We start from the raw sequence: 18,790 nt of genomic DNA on the forward strand, positions 1-18,790 counted from the left end.
CTTCAAATCCCCGCTGGGCTCATTATCTACTATATCAATTGTGCTACACCAAACCTCAACGGACAAGGCATTTTTATGCTTCATAGAAAGGTAATAAATATTGTTTTAAAAATAACTGTCAAAGAAAAACTATCAAAATGAAAACAACTAAAATGATTGTAACAGCATTGCTGCTATTTGCGGCAAGTGTTTCACTTGCTCAGGTAGGTATTGGAACTGCGACGCCAGTCGCCTCAGCACAACTGGATGTAAGTTCTTCCAGTAAGGGGTTTTTGCCACCGAGAATGACACAGGCTGAACGCGATGCCATACAGTCCCCGGTTCCTGGATTGATGATCTGGTGTAAAGACTGCGGCCTAGTAGGCGAAATACAAATTTACAATGGAGCCATCTGGACGAACATGACTGGAAGTTATGCGGCTACACAAGCACCCAAAACCGTAACGATAGGTTACCAGGAATGGATGACTAAAAATCTGGATGTGGTGACTTACCGGAATGGTGATACTATACCAGAAGTTACCGACCCTGCCCGATGGGCAAACTTAAAAGATACAGGGGCGTGGTGTTACTATAATAACGACGCAGCAAAGGGTAGTATATACGGCAGGTTGTACAATCGTGCAGCAATAATGGATGGCAGGGGGTTGGCACCAGAAGGATGGAAGGTGCCAGACAATATTGATTGGGCCAGGTTAGTGGTTAGCTTAGGTGGCTCAACGTCTGGTGGTATTAGTGGTAGCCTTAATTATATGGGAGGGGCTTACCTTCCTGTGAATAAAGCTGGCCAAATGCGAGCCATCTCCATCTTATGGCAAATGCCCAATAGTGGAACAACTAACGAAAGTGGTTTCACAGCCTTACCTGCCGGGAAACGTAATGCAGATGGTTCGTTTAGCTCCGTGGGGAATTTAGCCAAATGGTGGAGCACGGGCGATTTTGATGCCGAAGGCCCAAGTGGTATTCATTACTTTTCGCATCTTGCTCCTGAACTAGATTTAAATAAGTTTTCTGAGGCAGTGATACTATATCATCATATATCTCCTCCTCATCAGATAAATGATTTCTTTTTAACACCAGAAGGATTTTCTGTTCGTTGCCTGCGGGATGGGGACGCTGCTCCCAAAAGCGTTAAAATAGGAAACGCTGAATGGATGCAAACCAATTTAAATGTAACAACCTACAGGAATGGAGATATAATACCGGAGGTTGAAAACCCAGCTGCATGGGATACTTTGACTACAGGCGCATGGTGCTATTACCAGGGTTCGTCTTTCAATGGAGCTATCTATGGCAAATTATACAATTGGTATGCTGTGCACGATCCAAGGGGATTGGCTCCTGCTGGCTGGCATATTGCAAGTGATGCGGAATGGAATAATCTAACGAATAATTTAGGCGGCGAATCTGTTGCCGGCAATAAAATAAGAGAAACCGGCACTTCCCATTGGGAAAGCCCTAATGCGGGTGCTACCAACGAAACTCATTTTACTGCATTACCAGGCGGAAAACTTGAAGAAGGAGTATTCAAACAACTGGGTACTGTTGGCTCCTGGTGGACCGGTACGGAGGATACTATTAACACCAATGTAGCATGGTATAGGGAGGTTAATTTTTATGACCCTAACATTTACAGGTGGGCAATAAAAAAGCAGACCGGTTTTTCTGTGCGCTGTGTTAAAGACTAGTTTAAAATAATAAAATTTATCAATGATGAAAACAGTGAACAAGCTCAAAGCGATTGGCATTTCTTTTCTTGCTTTTTTCCTTTTAATGCAAGTGAAATTAAATGCCCAGGTAGGTATTGGAACCGCATCGCCTAATACATCAGCGCAACTGGATGTAACTTCTTCTAATAAAGGATTTTTACCACCCCGGATGACGCAAACAGAAAGAGATGCCATTGTATCCCCAGCGCCAGGATTAATGATATGGTGTAGCAACTGTGGTGCATACGGCGAAATACAAACATATAATGGAACCACCTGGACAAATATGATTGGAGGATCAGCTTCCCAAATTAGTGTCGTCATAGGAGCACAAGAATGGATGATAAGAAATCTGGATATAGCAACATACAGGAATGGCGATACTATACCACAGGTTAAAGACCCTTCAGAGTGGTATGCTTTAATGACAGGAGCATGGTGCTATTATAATAACGATCCAACTAATGGACATATTTATGGTAAATTATATAATTGGTATGCGGTAGCCGATCCGAGAGGCTTGGCTACTGCCGGTTGGCACATAGCAAGCGATGCAGAATGGTACGAGCTAGAAGCATTCTTAGGCGGTGTTAATGATGTTCAACTTGTTGCAGGAGATAAAGTGAAAGAGATTGGCACATCGCATTGGAAGGCTCCAAATAAAGGAGCGACTAATAGTAGTGGTTTCACCGCCCTTCCAGGTGGTGCCAGGTATCAAGAAGGGGCTTTCAATGGTATTGGTGAGGGTGGTAATTTTTGGACTTCTTCGGAGTCTGGATACTATGCTAATTTTTGGACCCTAAGTAATATGAATTCCTACATTGACCATTTGAATGTCGGCAGTAAGTATAGCGGGATGTCGGTTCGTTGCGTGAAGGATATTGCCCCGATGCCAAGTGCTATAATAGGTACACAAGAATGGATGAAAACAAACCTGAATGTATCTGCTTACAATAATGGCGATCCTATACCACAGGTTCAAGATCCTACTGTATGGGATACTTTGACAACAGGGGCATACTGTTATTATGATTATAATTATGTCAATAGTGTCTATGGTAAATTATATAACTGGTATGCAGTGCACGATCCCAGGGGGGTGGCTCCAGCTGGCTGGCATGTTGCAACCGATGCGGAATGGAGTAATCTAACATCTGATTTAGGCGGCGAATCTGTTGCAGGCAATAAAATAAAGGAAACCGGCACTTACCATTGGCATAGGCCTAATGCAGGCGCCACCAACGAATCTTATTTTACCGCTTTACCAGGAGGGAAACGTGAAGAAGGAGTATTCAAACAACTGGGTACTGTTGGCTCCTGGTGGACCGGTACGGAAGATACTGTTAACACCAGTGTAGCATGGTATAGGGAGGTTAATTTTTATGACCCTAACATTTACAGGTGGGCAATAAAAAAGCAAACAGGATTTTCTGTGCGCTGTGTTAAAGACTAGTTTAAAATAATAAAATTTATCAACGATGAAAACACTAAACAAATTCAAGGCGATTGGTATTTTTTTTCTTGCCTTTTTTCTTTTTATAAAAGAGAACATAAACGCCCAGGTCGGCATTGGAACAGCCAATCCCGCTACATCAGCGCAACTGGATCTTAGCTCTACCACAAAAGGGTTTTTACCACCGAGAATGACACAAGCTGAACGGGATGCCATACAATCCCCGGTTCCCGGCTTAATGATCTGGTGCAAAGACTGCGGAGTATTGGGCGAAATACAAGTTTACAATGGAGGTATTTGGACCAACATGATGGGAGGCTATCCTGCGGCTCCGGTTCCACCTACCGTAACAATTGGTACGCAGGAGTGGATGACTAAAAACCTGGACGTGGTAACTTATAGAAATGGAGATACCATACCTGAGGTTACTGATGCTGCAGTTTGGGCCAATCTGACTACGGGTGCATGGTGTTACTATGATAATGATCCGGGAAATGGAGTTGTTTACGGAAAATTATACAACGGTTATGCTATGTTGGATAGCAGAGGACTAGCTCCTATTGGCTGGCATATACCTGATAATGAAGAATGGAGAATATTCAACAACAATTTAGGGTTAGCATCTGCAACAGGAGATAAAATGCGAGCTTCTGTACTATGGAAAGGTTTGATTACAGCAAGCAACGAAAGTGGTTTCACTGCAATCCCAGGCGGCGAACGCAGAATTGATGGTGTATTTGATTCCATTGGGACTGTTGGTAAATGGTGGAGCAATTACTACTACGAACATCAGATTAGTTTATATAGAGATTTTTCTCGTGACTTCCAGGCTTTTGGAGTGGCATCAGTGTTCGCTGAATATCCGCTAAGAACGACTGGCTCGTATGTATTGGGTCCTTTTGGTGCAATCTGGTCTTGGGGCCCAGATCCTGGAAAATTGGGGTTCTCCATCCGATGCATAAGGGATTAAAATATTCCGTTGTAACACTTTCTGGTTACATGGTGAGGGAAAATAAATAAAACATTTTCAAACAACTAATTATGAAAAAGGGGGACTCACTGAAAGCAATTAAAATATTTTTATTTGCTTTTAACCTTTTGGCAGCAGGCACATTAACCGCACAAGTTGGTATCGGAATTCTCAAACCTGCTGCGTCAGCGCAGCTGGATGTAAGTTCTACAACCAAAGGCTTCTTGCCTCCGCGGATGACGCGGGCACAGCGAAATTCAATTACTTCGCCGGAGGGGGGACTTACGGTTTGGTGTAAGGACTGTGGCGTTTTAGGAGAGCTGCAGGTTTATAACGGAGCAACGTGGACTACCATGAATGGAGATTACACAACTGACCCAATACCTGCAAGTGTAACAATCGGTACACAGGAGTGGATGACAAAAAACCTGGATGTGGTAACTTATAGAAATGGAGATACAATACCTGAAGTTTCTGACCCTGTAGCATGGGCAGGCTTGACCACCGGAGCATGGTGCTATTATAATAACGATCCGGCAAATGCCGTCTATGGCAAACTATACAATCGCTTCGCCGTAGTTGATCAAAGAGGACTTGCACCTTTGGGCTGCCATATCTCCACCATCCCAGCCAATTCTGGTGGTGGTCCTGAAGATGAGTGGGGAAGATTGCAAAATTATTGGGGGGCAAGACCCGTAGCAGAGTTAAAAGCAACGACACTATGGAATAAGCCAAATACGGGAGCTACTAATGAATCAGGATTCTCCGCCCTGCCCGCAGGACAACGCAATCCGGATGGTTCATTCGAAAACATTGGTAACAGTGGAACATGGTGGAGTACGGAAATGTGGGGATTGCCTGCAATACAAGGTGTCTACAGTAAAAACATTTATGCCTGCAGGCTCGGGGCAAATATTGATGTTATTAGTTTTCTGGCAATCTCAACAAATATTGTTGTAGTGGATAGCCACGTAACGCTGGTAACCACAACCTACCCTAATGACAAATATGGATTCTCTGTCCGTTGTATAAAAGATTAGAAAAAAGTCGAAAACAAAAATTCTTTGTGTTCAATAATTTCTAACACTAAAGCAAATTAAATATGGAAAGATTAAATAAAAAGAAAGCTGTTGAAATAGTATTAGTATGTTTTCTCCTGTTTGCGGCAGGAACAATAAATGCACAAATTGGTATCGGTACCCCTACCCCCAACACATCAGCGCAGCTGGATATAAGTTCAACTTCAAGAGGATTGCTGCCTCCACGCATGACACAGGCCCAAAGGGATGCCATTTTAAAACCTGTAGCCGGGTTAATGATCTGGTGCAAAGACTGCGGTGTACTTGGTGAAATACAAGTATATAATGGAGGTGCCTGGATGAACATGACTGGCGGTTACCCGGCTTTGCCAATACCAACCAGTGTAGTTATAGGTACACAGGAATGGATGACCAAGAACCTGGATGTAACAACTTATCGGAATGGAGATACAATACCACAGGTTACAGATACAGCAACATGGAATAATTTAAAAACCGGCGCTTGGTGCTATTATAATAATGATCTGGCAATGGGTGAGCTGTATGGTAAATTATACAATTGGTATGCAGTAACTGATGGTCGAGGCTTAGCTCCACTAGGCTGGCATATCCCAAGGCAATCACATATGTATTCGGATGAGTGGTCGGATCTGGCAAGTTATTTAGGGAGTCCAACAGAGGCCGCTGCTAAAATGCGGTCTACTACTTTATGGGTTATTGGGTCTAAAGATACTACTAACTGGAGCGGCTTTACTGGCCTTCCTGGCGGACAACGTAATACTGATGGCTCTTTTAGTGGAATGGGGAACACAGCAACTTGGTGGAGTGCAGCGGACATTTCTTTTGGTTTCAGATATTCCCCCATCGGTTATTCTGTTATATCTGCGGGTAAACTGGGAGTCGATTTTTCCCGGATTGAGCTTACTTATAGCTCAACTTCGTATGTTGAACCTATCCCCGATCCTGTAGTTTTTTCCCCGTTGACTTATACTACAGATTTTCCTGTTAAAAATTATGGATTTTTTGTCCGTTGCATAAAAGACTAAACCTTTATATCATCAAATAAAATTATCAATCATGAAAAAAGTATTATTCACCGTACTGATTTGTATCGCAGCTATTTTGCCAATTAGTCTGCAGTCGCAAATCCTGACGGTAGCCTCCGGCACCGACATGGTCATTAAACCGGGTACCGTTTTCTCTGCCGATAGTCTTGTGCTCATTCCGTCGGCCGACTTTACCATTAGTAATACAACATTGAATAAAAGTGCTATAGTAACACATGCATTACCCAATCCGCATATTGCGAGGGTGTATCAATTCGATAATACCAGCAAGCCTTTCAGCGGATCAATACAAATTAATTACCTGGATGCTGAACTAAATGGTATTGCAGAAAATCTGCTGGAACTTAACGTACACAACGGAACAGCATGGAAAGCTTTTGCGCCTGCTAACCGGGATGCAGTAAATAATTATGTACTTACTGCAGGCCTTAATTGTATACCGTTAAATGAACTAACACTGGCAGGGGAATGTGCTCCTCCTAAAATACAATGCCCCGCAAATATTGTGGTTAACGCCAACCCTAACCGTTGCGATGCAACGGTGCAGTTTGATTTGCCGGTGGTAACAGATGCTTGCGGAAACGCTTCGTTATCACAAATTGCAGGACTGGGCAGCGGTGCTGCTTTTCCGGTTGGTTGTACTATCAACAGGTTTGTTGCTACCGGCCCCACCGGAAAAACAGATACCTGCAGTTTTAGTGTAACGGTAAAAGATATCACGCCACCAAACATTACAGGGATAAAGCCCACTCCGGATGTACTTTGGCCCCCCAACCATCAAATGACTGCTGTAACAGTTAACTACAACAGTTGGGATAATTGTGGCAGCGTTAGCAGTTCACTGTCTGTGACCAGCAATGAGCCAGTAAGCGGAACCGGTAACGGAGATACAGCGCCAGACTGGATAGTGCTGGATAATCATCACCTGCAACTACGGGCTGAAAGAAGTGGCAATGGCAATGGAAGAACCTATACCATTTCCATCTCCAGTACAGATGCTTCGGGCAATACAACTATAGAAAAAACGAAGGTGCTGGTGCCGCATGACAAAAATGGTCATGACGGAGATGAAGATCATCACCATCATTTCGATTGTAAAATACTGCCTAATCCAAGCAGCCATTACTTTACGATTGAAGTAATCTCAAACTCTGCCGAAAAAGTGGAAGCTGTTTTGCTTGATCTGAATGGAAGACGGATTTCAAAATTAAATACCGTAAAAAATAGCACGCTCCGGTTTGGCGAAGATTTAAGACCAGGCGTATATATGGTTCAGATAACCCAGGGAGATCAGCAAAAAATAATGAAAGTGATTAAGCAGTAGTTGCTATCATTTAATGCCTCCTGATATTTCAGGAGGCATTTTTGAAAACATCAAAGCCACAGCTGACTAAGGTTTCAATTTAAAAGCCACAGTAATTATCTGTTTGCTTCCTAACGGAATAATAGCTCGTAAGCCATACGGGTACAATATTTCATAATTATATAGCGCAATGACTCATAGCACTGCATCCTGGAGTTGTAAGCCACGACTCAATGGCCTTCCATGCCCGCGATCAATCTCAGGAAACCTGGTCTTTTAGTCATGCATTTTTATCGTCGTTTAATGACCTAAAGATTGGTTGCTGTATTTCAAGAAAAGACAGGGCCGCCGGTAAGGTGTCACTGCCAGCACCTAATTACAATCAATCTTTCTGCTGCCGGTAGTCATTTACAGTTGTGTTTTGGCCGGATAATTTTATACCGGTTTATGAACAATATCTTCTCCCATAAAATAAGAAAAAATGAAACGAATACTTTTGCTCCTGATGACCAGTATAATAATTTCAGGTACACAATTTGTCTTTTCACAAACATGGAATGGTTCTGTAAATACTAACTGGAATACTGCCGCCAACTGGACACCTGCTATAGTACCTGATGCAACGGGAAATGTAATTATTCCCGGGTCAATAGCCGGTAACAGGTGGCCAGTGCTGGCATCAAATACTACAGTTAACAGTATCAATATGCAGAACGGCAGCCAGCTCGATGTTAATGGTTTTGCACTTGCATTAAACAGCATTAACAGTTACAATTATTTTACCGGCGCAATCTTAAATAACAGCAATGAGGCGACAGATATTGTAATTGATATTAACACTGGCTCAGGAGGGTATATTGCTAATTTTAACAGCAATACCGTTAATGATAATATTACTTTTAATCTCACCGGCAACAACCAATTCAACGAAGGCACAGCTGCCCCGGCCAATGAGTACAACGGCAACGTCAGTTTCAATATCAACGGTATAATGCCTGTTTACATCAGCTATGCGTCTGCTTCTCAATATAATGGCAATCTTGCGGTAACTCGTACCGTTGGTGGTGGCACAAGCCTGTTTAATGCAGGCGCCGACATTACCGGTAATTTTGCGCTTATCAATAACGCAGGATCAGCTACCGGTATGGGAAACAATGCGTTTAGAACCAGTATAGCGGGCACAATAAATATTACTGCAACTTATCCTTCTCCTGGCTTATTTGAAATGCACCATATCTTGAACGAAACCGGTGGTGGTGTGATTAATGTTCAAAATCCGAAGGGATTTACAGTGCAGCTGGATACTTTGTCTTTGGCGTCATTAAGCATTACCGGATACAAGGACAATGAATATGCAAGGTTATTTAATAATACTATTGCCGGCAATGTAACAATTGCTGATGATGCCAGTTATGCCGGTGGCTATGCCACTTATATCCGAAACAATAAAATAACGGGTAACAGCAATTTTTCGAACAATGGACATAATATTTTTTATGAAGGTGATGGTGCTGCAACAGCAAATGTTTACAATGGTAATGTTGCCTTTAACAGTGGAGGGAGTGCCGATGTATACATTTCTCACCTCGATGCATTGCAGTGTACAGGTAGCCTTAGCATCATTCGCACGGTCGCAGGGCAAACAGTGGCGTTTAATGCAGGCGCAGATATCGGCGGAAATTTTACTTATACCAATAACACCGCAGGCAATACCTATTTCGGTAACCTTGCTGCCAAAACCACTATTGGCGGAACTATTAATATTACGGCAGCTTATTCAACGCCGGATGTTTTTGTGCTGCAGCATGTCATCAATCAAACCGCGGGAGGCAGTATTACCGTCAGCAGCCCCAGGGGATTTAACCTTGGTAACGATACTTTGTCAGTAAACGCTTTGAGCATTACAGGCTATCGGGGCAGCGAATATGGCCGGTTGTTGAATAATGCGATCTCTGGTAATGTAACTATTGCTGACGATACTACTTACGGCAGTGGGTATGCTACGTACCTTCGCAATAATAAAATAACGGGTAACAGCAGTTTCGTCAATAACGGACACAATCCATTTTATGAAAGTGATATCGCAGCTTCCGGAAATGTATATACTGGCAATGTTGTTTTTAATAGCGGTGGTATTGCCAATGTATTTATTTCCCACGGGGATGCATTGCAATGCTCAGGCAATTTAACCATTAACCGAACGGTAGCGGGACAAACCATGGCATTTAACGCGGGAGGAACTATCGGTGGAAACTTTACGTATATAAATAATACTGCGGGTAATACTTTTTTAGGAAATGTTGCCGCTAATACAACTGTCGGGGGGCTCCTGAATATTACCTCAAATTATACAACACCAGATGCTTTTGAGTTGCAACGTTTTATTAATAAAACCGGTGGTGGCAGTATTGTTGTCAGCAACTCCAAGGGTTTTAATTTGCTGGGTGATACTTTGTCAATAAGCGCTGTAAACATTACCGGCTACCGTGGCAGCCAATACGGTCGTTTATTTAACAATACTATTTCCGGGGATGTAACCATCGCTGATGACACCAGTTATGGAGGGGGATATGCAACTTACATCCGAAATAATGTAATAACAGGTAACGGTAATTTTTCCAATAACGGGCATAATCCTTTTTACGAAGGTGATGTTGCTGCAGCAGGAAATGTATATACAGGTAATGTAACTTTTAACAGCGGCGGCATTGGGGCTATTTATATTTCTCATCTGGATGCATTGCAATGTGGCGGCAATCTGGCCATCAATCGTACGGTCGCCGGACAAACCGTTGCTTTCAATGCGGGGGGTACGATTAATGGAAATTTTACCTATACCAATCATACCGCAGGCGATACCTATTTTGGAAATGTGGCTGCTAAAACCAGCGTTGGGGGCATTGTAAATATTGCTGCAAGTTATACCACACCTAACCTGTTTATACTCCATCGTATGATGAATCAAACGGGCGGAGGTAGTATTGCTGTGCAAAATTCTGCAGGCTTTAGTTTGCAAAATGATACGCTGGCGGTTAATATAAACGTTACCGGGTATCGGGGAAACGCGTATGGCTATTTCTTAAAAAATAAAATTACCGGAAACGTTACAACCGCTGATGATGCCAGTTATGCGGGTGGCTACGGCTCTTATTTTCGCAGCAATTCCATAACAGGTAATACCAGTATCAGTAACAACGGCAGCAACTTCTTGCTGGATGCAGATGGGAGTGGTTTGGGAAACAAATATTTGGGAAGTATTTCTTACGCCACGAATGGTGGAACAATCAACGTTGGAGCCGGTGATTTTGACGAGATCGGTGCAAACCTCAGTTTGAATTCAGCAACAGGGATAACGTTGGGTAAAATTAAATTTACGGGCACTACCAACGGAACGCTTGAGCAATCCGGAACACAACCTGTCAGCGTTGCTGAACTTACCATGCAAAAAAACGGTACAGGTAAAATAACGCTGAATGATGCCGTCAATATCAGTAACAATGTAATTTTTGCCAGCGGTATTATAACCAGCAGCACAGGTAAGGAAATGATTTTTTCAGACAACAGCAATTACACCAGTGCAAGCGATGCCAGTTTTGTTGACGGGCCGGTAATAAAAAACGGCAACAAGGCATTTGTATTTCCTGTAGGAAAACTTAATCAGTTTGCACCCATTGCAGTAACGGCGCCGGCATTGGCAACCGATGCATTCAGCGCCGAATATTTTCATCAGACTGTACAAAGCGCAGGCTTAGATACAATACAACACGATGTCACTATCAATCACCTGAGCCGCATGGAATACTGGTTACTCAACCGGGTCGCCGGCACTGCCACACCTAAAGTTACATTGTACTGGAAAGCGTCGAGAAGCGGAACGGTAGATGCCATCAGCGATCTAAAAGTAGCCCGGTGGAATGGCAGCACCTGGAAGGATGAGGGCAATGGATTTACAACGGGAACGATTACAGAAGGTACTGTGCAATCGCTCACTGGAATAACGAATTTTAGTCCGTTTACAATAGCTTCAGGAACTACCGATAATCCGTTGCCGGTAAAATTTATTTCATTCAATGCCAGTCTGCGTGGCAACATTGTTTTATTGCAATGGCAAACAGGGGAGGAGATTAACAATAATTATTTTGAAGTACAGAGAAGCACCGGTACCGGCGACTGGATAAAAATACAGGTACTGTCACCACAGCAGTCGCATAAATATGTTGCTGCAGATAATTCAGTTTTACCGGGGTTGTATTACTACCGGATCAAACAAACCGATGTCAATGGCAATTACAGTTACAGCGATGTAAGAGCAGTGAACGTAAAACAAACTACACCATTGTTGATCTGGCCCAATCCAGTTTCCAGGACATTGTTTGTCAAAACGCCTTTTGCAAAAGGAACGATTGAAATTACCGACTTTACAGGAAGGCTTGTAAAGAAGCAAATTGTGACGAATGCTATTACCTCTATCCCGGTTGAAACATTGGTCCATGGTTTATATACAGTACGTTTAATACAGCGTGGGCAAACCTTTGAAGAAAAAATTTTAAAGGAGTAAAATAGTTATCCGGAAAACAAAGGAATTGGTTTTGTTGCCAATAGAATACTATTGTGCGCAGATAGTTATTTACAATAGATTTACCTTTATTGATTCAAACCCTCTGTTTGAAAACGCATGGTGTAAGATTTAGCAATGGCTGCTATTAAATATCTTTCAACCAATTTTTTTTAAACGGTATTTATATTCTACATACCCCATACTATAAAGGAAGTGCTATTGCCACAACGCTTAATGCTGAAAATAATAGTTAATTTTAAAATAGTCTGCATGATATGTCCAGATTTTAAATGCTCAGTCGTCATTTGCTTTTAACAATTAAAATTTTCAGCAATGAAAGAATTCTTATTGATTTTCAGAATGCAGGTGGATGCGAATGCAGTGCCGCCATCGCCCGAACAAATGCAGGCATCAATGAAACAATGGCAGGACTGGTTGGGCGGACTTGCCGCACAAAATAAATTGTCAGCAGCGGGTAACCGTTTAGGAATGGAAGGCAGCGTAGTAAAGCCTGCTGGTGTGGTAACGAATGGCCCTTATGTTGAAATAACAGAAGTCATTGGCGGTTACAGCATCATAAAAGCTGATACACTGGAAGAAGCTGCCGGACTGGCTAAAGGCTGTCCCATACTGGCGGTAAACGGTAATGTAGAAGTGAGACAAATTATGACGATGTAACAAAATTGAAAATGCCTCTGCAGCATTGCGGAGGCATTTTATTTATGGAAGAAAATGAGCTGATACCACACTTATTCAGAACCGAGTACAGGAAGATAATCGCTGTGCTCTGTAAATTATTTGGCATTGAACACATCGAAATTGCCGAGGATATTACCAGTGATACGTTTTTGCGGGCATCGGAATTATGGGGTATAAAAGGCATCCCTGAAAATCCGACGGCCTGGTTATATACTGTTGCAAAAAATAAAACGAAGGATTACCTGAAGCATCATTCCCTCTTCTCTCAAAAGATAGCAAAGGACATTCAACACAATACAATCACGGCAGATGAAATCGAAATTGATCTTTCAGGTAAAAATATAAATGATAGTGAGCTGGCTATGATGTTTGCCATTTGCGATCCCTGTATTAACGCTGAAGCACAGATAGGGCTTGCATTAAGCCTGCTTTGCGGGTTTGGAGTAGAAGAAATTGCAGATGCATTTTTAACCAATAAAGAAGTGATTTATAAACGGCTTACCCGGGCCAAACAGAAGCTGAAAACACAATGTATTCAAATAGCCGGGCCTGGTGCAAACGACATTAATAACCGGCTGCCGCTGGTGCTCGTTACGTTGTATCTATTGTTTAATGAAGGCTATTATTCAGCTTCCCAAAATAGTGCGTTGCGAAGAGATTTTTGTGTGGAAGCCATGCGGCTTACTTTATTGCTTGCAGAAAATGATACAACTGCAAAACCTGAAGTACATGCGTTACTGGCTTTGATGTGTTTTCATGCGTCGAGGTTTGAAGCAAGGCTCAATCAAGAGGCAGAAATTATTTTGTACGAAGACCAGGATGAAACCCTCTGGAACCGGGAGCTGATTGACAGGGGCCGGTATTATTTAAACCTGGCGTCAAGAGGGACAGATGTTTCCAAATATCACCTGGAAGCCGCTATTGCCTGGTGGCATACCAATAAAGAAGATACGCAGGAAAAATGGGAGGGCATCTTGCAACTCTATAACAAATTATTGCAAACAGCTTATTCTCCCATTGCCGCATTAAACAGAACCTATGCCCTTGCCAAAGCCAATGGAAAAGAACAGGCCATTGCTGAAGCAGAAAAACTGCAACTGAACAGCAACCATCTCTATCATTCACTACTCGGAAACTTGTATACCGGCCTGGATAATAAAAGAGCAGTACAACATTATCAAACAGCCATCGGCCTAACCAAATCAAGAACAGTAAAGGCCGCTCTCACACAAACTATGAACCGGCTTATGTATTGAAATCATTGGCTACTTTTCACCCGGTTAATTCATTTTATTAATTACAACTATCGCCCGGTTATTTTTAAATACATTCTTAAAAAATGTTGAGGTTTTAAATTGATAAACTATTAATAGATTTGTTTGCAAGAACCGTAAAATAAAACAGCATAATAAATTTACTCCAGACCGGTTGCGTAACAGCTCAAACCTTTAAAATGAAACAAAAGATTGCACTCTGTTTACTAACATCACTCATTTTTTTTAATACACTCATTGCACAGGATACTGTTAGTGTTGCCGGATTTGGCTATAAACCCGACTCAAGAATAAATGCAGTTCCTTTTGTACAAAAGGCAATTGCTGCCTGTAAAAAAAATGGCACTAAGGTATTGGTATTCCCCAAAGGCCGCTACGATTTTTGGCCCCAGTACGTTACGGAAAAATTGTATTACGAATCCAACACAGATGTTATACCGTTTCGCCGTTGCCCTATTTTATTTGAAGGGGTGAACAATTTAATGGTGGACTGCAGTGGCAGCGAATTTATATTTCACGACAGGATGCAGCCTTTTACCATTGACAACTGCAACAACATCACCATCCGCAATGTTAGCATTGACTGGGATATTCCATTGACTGCCCAGGCACAAATTATAGTGGTAACAAATGAATACATAGATATTGCCATCAATGCAACTGAATCTCCTTTTATAATTGAAAAGGGTAAACTGGTATTTGTTGGAGAAGGCTGGAAAAGTGAATGGTGGGGCGTAATGGAATTTGATAAAGTAACAAAACTGGTAGCGCCCGGCACAGGCGACGAAGGCTGTCTTGGCGGAGGCTATGATGGTTACACAGCCGCTATTCTACATGATGGATTGGTAAGGCTTAACTATAATTTTAAACGTAAGCCTGCAGTTGGAAACTACTTAGTGTTAAGACACAGCGCCCGCGATCATGCCGGTACATTTATTACCGGTAGTAAAAATGTGACCATTGAAAACATGGACATGTATCACAATGCCGGGCTTGGAATTTTAAGCCAGTATTCAGAAAACCTGACTTTTAGAAAAGTAAGCGCTGTACCCAATCCTGCTAAAGACCGCATACTGAGCGGTCATGATGACGGGTTGCATTTTTCCAACTGCAAGGGGCAAATTACGGTAGACAGTTGCCGGTTCGCAGCCCTGATGGATGACCCGGTTAATGTACATGGTACAAGCGTACAGGTCATTGAAAAACTGGGGGATAAAAAATTGTTGTGCAAACTGATGCATGAACAAAGCATCGGTTTTACCTGGGCAAACGCAGGTGAGAAGGTTGGCTTTATTGAAAACGAAGCCATGAATACTTTTGCGACGGGCATCGTAGAATCATGGAGAGCAAGAGACTCCGTGCTTTTTGAAATCAGTTTTAAAGAAGCTTTGCCGGCAGCTCTTGCAGCAGGAGATGCATTGGAGAATTTGACCTGGGTGCCCGACGTGCTGATAAAAAATAGCTTCTTCGGAAGTAATCGTGCCCGCGGTATTTTAATGTCTACTCCGGGTAAAGTGGTGATTGAAAATAATGTGTTTGAATCCAGTGGTTCGGCCATCTTAATTCCCGGAGACGCCAATGGCTGGTTTGAAAGCGGTGCTGTAAAAGATGTGACTATCCGTAATAATACTTTTAATGATCCCTGTCTGACTTCGATGTACCAGTTTTGCGAAGGCATTATCAGTATCGATCCTGAAATACCGAAAATGGATATTGCCAAGCCATTTCACCGCAACATACGGATAGAAGGTAATACTTTTAACCCGTTTGATTATCCTGTACTGTATGCCAAATCAACCGAAGGTTTGTATTTCAATAATAACATCATCCGTCGCTCCAACAGGTTTACGCCATTTCACAAACGGCAGTTTATGATTACGCTGGAAGCCTGTAAAAAAATAGAAATTGCCGGCAACAAACTGGAAGGTGATGTGTTGGGAAAAAATATACGGTTGGTGGGCACGCCGGTTTCATCAGTTAAACTGGGGAAAAAGCAGGGTATTGTTATTGCTGGTAAACAGTGAGGTTAGTTACAGCCCGGCATTTCATCTGGCAATTATTTTTTACAAATATTTTGGCTGCCTGAACACATTTAATTCCGGCAAAAAATTTTACTTTCACATTGAATTTGATCACCGGTTATTCATCGCCATTTGATAGTTGCATAACATAAAACGATTGGTTTATGCTACCCAAAATAATTTTTGCTGCGCCGTTAAAAACCTGGAAACGAAGGCCAATATAATAACGTGAAAACTTTCTCCGGCCGTTGTTACACCCCCCTTCCTTTATTATTCGTATAACTAAATCTATTGCGGCCGTTCCTGCCTTCACATTATTATTGAATACTTAAATCGTTTTGTATGATTTCGCAACGCTATGAATTATATACTCCTGTTGAGCAACATACCTGGATGTTGTTATTCGAAAGACAATTGAAAGCGGTTGAAGAATTTGCCTACCGTAACTTTTTAACCGGTATTCAGCAACTCAATTTTACCGCGTCGGCCATCCCCGATTTTAATGACGTGAATGAGCGGCTCCGTAACATTACCGGATGGAGCATATTTGCCGTACCGGGATTGATTGACAATGATTATTTTTTTGAAAAAATCCACCAGCGACAATTCGCCGCAACCACCTGGATACGCAAACCCGAAAACCTGGATTACCTGGAAGAGCCGGATATGTTTCATGATGTATTCGGGCATGTGCCTATGCTGACCGACCAATACATCTGCGATTATTTGCTGGGGTTATCTGCCATTGCAAAAAATTATATGACAAATGAAGAAGTAATTAAAGCTATTGCCAGGTTGTACTGGTATACCATCGAGTTTGGTTTGGTAAAAGAAAATAACGAACTAAAGATTTACGGCGCCGGCATTTTAAGTTCCATAGGCGAAACAAGTTATGCGTTATCTGACACGCCTGCAAGAGTTCCTTTCGATGTAATGCAAATAATTGACACGCCTTACATCAAAGACAGTTTTCAAAAACAATATTTTGTGCTGGATGATATGCAGCAACTAAAGGAATGTTTGCCGCAACTGGCGATGCACTTTCAGCAAGCTTATGGCAATGGTGCTGTTTAAAAAATGTAGATAACCATGTTAAATTATCCACTACAAAAAATCGTTATCTCCTCGCATTGCGGGAAGATAACGATGTATAAAAGTGTTATTATTTTCCGGGAGAAGATGGTCTTACTTCAATCTTGCTGGGCAGCGTTCTTGGATTCATGTGTAACAGGTCTGCTACCATCTGGCCAATGTCTTCCGGCTGTATTTTCCAGGCGTCTGCTTCGCTGGGTGTGTGGTCGTTAAAATGAGTAGCAACTGAGCCCGGCATGATGGTGGATACCTTGATACCATATTGCCGAAGGTCCAGCATAATGGCCTGGGTAAACCCAACCAGCCCGAATTTGCTGGCGTTGTAACCGGAAGCTGTTGCGAAGAAATTAGTACCCGCCAGGCTCGCAATGGTAATGATGTATCCTTTGGATTGTTTCAGCGGCTCAATGCAAGCTTTAACGCTGTTGAATACGCCGGTTAAGTTGGTGTCAATCATCTCGTGCCATTCCGCTTCAGATAAGGTTTCAATGGAAGCAAAATGCCCAACGCCGGCATTGGCCACCAATACATCCAGCTGCCCGAAATGATCAGTCACCTCTTTTACAGCCTTAGTTTCAGAAGCCAGTGTGCTGACTTCTGATTGCAATGCGAGTACTCTTGAAGGATCACTGCTGAGCGAGGCTGCTGCCTTTTTTGCTGCTTCCAGGCTGCGGCTGGTAATGGCAACCCGCATGCCGTTGTCAATTAAAATTTTTGCTATGCCATAGCCAATACCCTTGCTGCCGCCGGTAATGTAGGCTACCTGATCTTTTAAATCATTCATGTTGTTGTTTATTTTATTGTACTCAATTTTTGTGCCTGCAAGGTAAAATAATCGGGGTAGCTAACAAGGGGAAATGTTTGTTGGTGGAGTAAATCGCCTGCCACATTTCGGCTTATAAATTCAACCATAAAGCGGGAAGCGAATAAGCAAATATGAAACAGGCGTTTAAAGCACAGGCATTTTGAAAAATAAGGTAACTTTATTTGCCAAAAGATAAATATGTCAAAAGAAGAAATTAAATACGAAATCAGCAAGGTGTTAGACCGCTTTCCGGATAAAGCTCTTGAAGAGCTATTGACCTGGCTAAAAGAAATAGAGGCAAAGCAGGAATCAATTACGCCGCTCACATCTTCACTTTATAAAATTTTAGAGGAAGATAAAGAACTACTAACAAGGCTCGCTCAATGATTTCCGTAAAAGAAACTGAAGCAATTCATTCCATACTCATTGAACAGTTTGGAGGTTCAAATGGAATCCGCGATTTATCAGGATTAGAGTCAGCATTAGCCAGGCCGTTTCAAACTTTTGCAGGCACTGATCTGTATCCAACGCCCATACACAAAGCCGCAGCGTTAATCGAAAGTTTACTGATTAACCATCCCTTTATTGATGGCAATAAGCGAACAGGTTATGTAATGATGCGGATGTTGCTTATCAAAAACGGATTGGACATTCATGCATCGCAGGATGAGAAATATATTTTCGTCGTCAACATCGCATCCGGCCTCACAACAACAGAAGAGATTATAGATTGGCTCACAGCGCACGTGAAATAAAAAGGCTGCCGGTCTTTGAAGTAATTTCACTTCAAAGACCGGCA

At 42.3% G+C, this 18,790-nt stretch carries 14 protein-coding genes; 13 read left to right on the forward strand and 1 reads right to left on the reverse strand.

Annotation, left to right across the window (positions count from 1 at the left end):
* Positions 1–137 precede the first annotated feature (137 nt).
* The 11 genes from JWR61_RS22215 (at position 138) to phhA (ending at position 17,168) form a co-directional block, all read left to right on the forward strand.
* Positions 138–1,688: a fibrobacter succinogenes major paralogous domain-containing protein gene (locus JWR61_RS22215; protein WP_301929901.1), complete on the forward strand. Its 1,551-nt coding sequence runs from the start codon at positions 138–140 to the stop codon at positions 1,686–1,688.
* Between the two features lie 22 nt (positions 1,689–1,710).
* Positions 1,711–3,162: a fibrobacter succinogenes major paralogous domain-containing protein gene (locus tag JWR61_RS22220; protein ID WP_301929902.1), complete on the forward strand. Its 1,452-nt coding sequence runs from the start codon at positions 1,711–1,713 to the stop codon at positions 3,160–3,162.
* 25 nt (positions 3,163–3,187) lie between these two features.
* Complete coding sequence (locus JWR61_RS22225) at positions 3,188–4,132, forward strand: fibrobacter succinogenes major paralogous domain-containing protein (protein ID WP_301929903.1); 945 nt, start codon at positions 3,188–3,190, stop codon at positions 4,130–4,132.
* Between the two features lie 71 nt (positions 4,133–4,203).
* The gene (locus JWR61_RS22230) at positions 4,204–5,172 is read left to right on the forward strand and encodes a fibrobacter succinogenes major paralogous domain-containing protein (protein WP_301929904.1); all 969 of its coding nucleotides are present in this window, start codon (positions 4,204–4,206) and stop codon (positions 5,170–5,172) included.
* Between the two features lie 62 nt (positions 5,173–5,234).
* The gene (locus tag JWR61_RS22235) at positions 5,235–6,218 is read left to right on the forward strand and encodes a fibrobacter succinogenes major paralogous domain-containing protein (protein ID WP_301929905.1); all 984 of its coding nucleotides are present in this window, start codon (positions 5,235–5,237) and stop codon (positions 6,216–6,218) included.
* A 31-nt stretch (positions 6,219–6,249) separates the two neighbouring features.
* Entirely contained in the window at positions 6,250–7,563 is a 1,314-nt protein-coding gene (locus tag JWR61_RS22240; protein WP_301929906.1) for an HYR domain-containing protein, read from the forward strand.
* A gap of 460 nt (positions 7,564–8,023) precedes the next feature.
* Positions 8,024–12,100, forward strand: coding sequence for a T9SS type A sorting domain-containing protein (locus tag JWR61_RS22245; RefSeq protein ID WP_301929907.1), 4,077 nt, complete (start codon positions 8,024–8,026; stop codon positions 12,098–12,100).
* Positions 12,101–12,433: 333 nt separating this feature from the next.
* Positions 12,434–12,778, forward strand: coding sequence for a YciI family protein (locus JWR61_RS22250; protein WP_301929908.1), 345 nt, complete (start codon positions 12,434–12,436; stop codon positions 12,776–12,778).
* 11 nt (positions 12,779–12,789) lie between these two features.
* Positions 12,790–14,055, forward strand: a complete 1,266-nt coding sequence (locus JWR61_RS22255) for an RNA polymerase sigma factor (protein WP_301929909.1) — start codon at positions 12,790–12,792, stop codon at positions 14,053–14,055.
* A 197-nt stretch (positions 14,056–14,252) separates the two neighbouring features.
* Positions 14,253–16,097: a right-handed parallel beta-helix repeat-containing protein gene (locus JWR61_RS22260; RefSeq protein WP_301929910.1), complete on the forward strand. Its 1,845-nt coding sequence runs from the start codon at positions 14,253–14,255 to the stop codon at positions 16,095–16,097.
* Positions 16,098–16,436: 339 nt separating this feature from the next.
* Positions 16,437–17,168, forward strand: coding sequence for a phenylalanine 4-monooxygenase (phhA, locus tag JWR61_RS22265; RefSeq protein ID WP_301929911.1), 732 nt, complete (start codon positions 16,437–16,439; stop codon positions 17,166–17,168).
* Between the two features lie 88 nt (positions 17,169–17,256).
* Here the strand turns inward: phhA and JWR61_RS22270 are convergent, their stop codons facing one another.
* The gene (locus JWR61_RS22270; protein WP_301929912.1) at positions 17,257–17,970 is read right to left on the reverse strand and encodes an SDR family oxidoreductase; all 714 of its coding nucleotides are present in this window, start codon (positions 17,968–17,970) and stop codon (positions 17,257–17,259) included.
* A 219-nt stretch (positions 17,971–18,189) separates the two neighbouring features.
* Here JWR61_RS22270 and JWR61_RS22275 point away from each other — a divergent pair, with 219 nt between their 5' ends.
* A complete protein-coding gene (locus tag JWR61_RS22275; RefSeq protein ID WP_301929913.1) occupies positions 18,190–18,378 on the forward strand; it encodes a hypothetical protein in 189 nt (62 codons plus the stop codon).
* Complete coding sequence (locus tag JWR61_RS22280; protein WP_301929914.1) at positions 18,375–18,746, forward strand: type II toxin-antitoxin system death-on-curing family toxin; 372 nt, start codon at positions 18,375–18,377, stop codon at positions 18,744–18,746. The genes JWR61_RS22275 and JWR61_RS22280 overlap by 4 nt, the downstream gene beginning before the upstream one ends.
* Positions 18,747–18,790: the final 44 nt, after the last annotated feature.

This window comes from Ferruginibacter sp. (assembly GCF_028288465.1).
Lineage (GTDB): Bacteria > Bacteroidota > Bacteroidia > Chitinophagales > Chitinophagaceae > Ferruginibacter.